The organism is Arenimonas sp. (assembly GCF_019459675.1).
In the GTDB taxonomy this organism is placed as follows: domain Bacteria; phylum Pseudomonadota; class Gammaproteobacteria; order Xanthomonadales; family Xanthomonadaceae; genus Arenimonas.
On sequence record NZ_JAIBFH010000104.1, the window covers coordinates 1 to 1889 of the forward strand.

A 1889-nucleotide genomic window follows, 5' to 3' on the forward strand; every position below is an offset into this window, starting at 1 on the left:
CTGGCGCGCCTGGGCCGACGCCGGGTCGGCGGCCAGCAGCGCCATGAAGACTTCGGCGGCGCGCTCCGGCCGCCCGGCGCGCAGGTGGTCATGGGCGCTGGCCAGCTGCGCTTCGCGCTCGCGCTGGCGCTGCTGCTGCGCTTCGCCCAGGCGCGCCTTCAGGGCCGGCAGCTCGAGGTGGCTGGGGTCGGCCTGCACCACGCGCGCGGCCAGCGCCTCGGCCTGGTCCAGCTGGCCGCGTGCCAAGGCCTGCTGCGCCTGCGCCACCAGCCCTGAAAGGATTTCACTTCGTCCCATCAGCGCCAGGGCGTTGTCCGGCTGCAGCTGCAGCACCTCCAGGTACAGCGCCAACGCGCCGTCGGGCACCTGTTCAAGCCGCCCCTGCGCCTGGGCCGCGCGCGCGCGCTCAAGCCGGTCGGCAACGTCGGCGCCGGTGGTTTCGATGCGCTGAAGGTCCTGTTCCAGCCGCTGCAGCGACGCCGCCGGCGCCGCCATGCCGCGCGCCATCTCGATGCGCGCCCGCGCGGTGGCGGCGTCGCCCTGGGCAATCGCATCGCGCGCCTGGTCCAGTGCGGCGTCACGCACGGCGGCCATGCCCACCCGCGCCGCAAGATGGTCCGGGTCGCGCGCCAGCACGGCCTGGAAGCGCTCGCGCGCGCCGCTGCCGTCGGCACGGCTGAGTTCGCCGCGGTCCAGGGCCTGCTGCGCCTGTTCGATCTGCAGGTTGATGGCCGATTCCGGCACCAGCCGCTCGCCTATCTGCTGGCGCCATTGGCCCAACATCAGCGCCAGGCCGGCCAATGCCGCTACCAGCAGCACCAGCAGCACCCAGGGCCAGGCGCGACGCGGCGCGCGCGGCGGCGCCGCCGGCGTGGACGGCTGACGGCCGCTGCGGGCCAGGTCAATACCTTCGATGGCGCCCAGGTCGGGCGTGCCGCCGGGCTCGGTGCGTCGCTGCGTCATGCCGCCAGTTCCTTCATGGCGGCGAGGATACCAGCGCCGGCTGAACGCTTGCCGCTGCGGTTCAGGTGATGCGCCGGGCTTCCTGTACGCCCGGCACCGCACTCAGGCGGCCCAGCAGCTCGCTGAGCTGGCCGAAATCGGCGACCCGCACCGACAGCCTGAGCTCGGCCATGCCCTGGCTTTCGTCCACCCGCGACTGCACGCCCAGGATGTTCACGCTCATCTGCGCGATCACGTTGGTGAGGTCCTTGAACAGCCATTTGCGGTCGAAGGCGCGCAGCGTGATGTCCACTTCGTAGCTGGACGCCTGCTTCTGGCCCCATTCCACCGGCAGCCGGCGCTCGGGCTCGCGCGCCAGCAGGCGCAGCACGCTGGGGCAACCGGCGCGGTGGATGCTGACGCCGCGGCCACGCGTGAGGTAGCCCACGATGGCGTCGCCCGGTACCGGCTGGCAGCAGCGCGCGATCTGGCTGAGCAGGTTGCCCACGCCCTCCACCGTGAACGGCGCCTTGGACGTGGGCGCCTGCGGCCGGCGCGACACCATCACGGCCGCTTCGGGCGGCGCCTTCAGCGCCTGGGCGTGATCGTGCAGCGTACGGCTGACCTGGCTGGGGCCCAGGTCACCCAGGGCCAGCGCAAGATGCAGGTCGTCGACCGACTCGAAGCGGAACTTCGCCAGCACCGGCGCCAGGTCGGCGTTGAGCAGTGCCACCTTGCGCAGCTCTTTCTCCAGCAGTTCGCGCCCGGCCTGGAGATTGCGCGTGCGATCGATGCGGTGGAACCACGCACGCACCTTGTCCCGGGCCCGACCGGTGGCCAGGAAGCCGCAGCTGGCCAGCAGCCAGTCGCGCCCGGGCTCACCCGTCAAGGCCGTGAGGATTTTGATTCGGTCGCCGGTGGCCGGCCGGTGGTCCAGCGTCACGATG

Annotated in this window: 1 protein-coding gene and 1 pseudogene; both read right to left on the reverse strand. The window is 72.6% G+C overall.

The features are described 5' to 3' along the window. Positions 1 to 963, reverse strand: a pseudogene (locus K0M70_RS03805) (hypothetical protein); the annotation flags it as partial. Positions 964 to 1024: 61 nt separating this feature from the next. Then, positions 1025 to 1889 (reverse strand): ACT domain-containing protein (locus tag K0M70_RS03810; protein WP_290779498.1); only part of this gene is annotated, 865 nt, incomplete at its 5' end.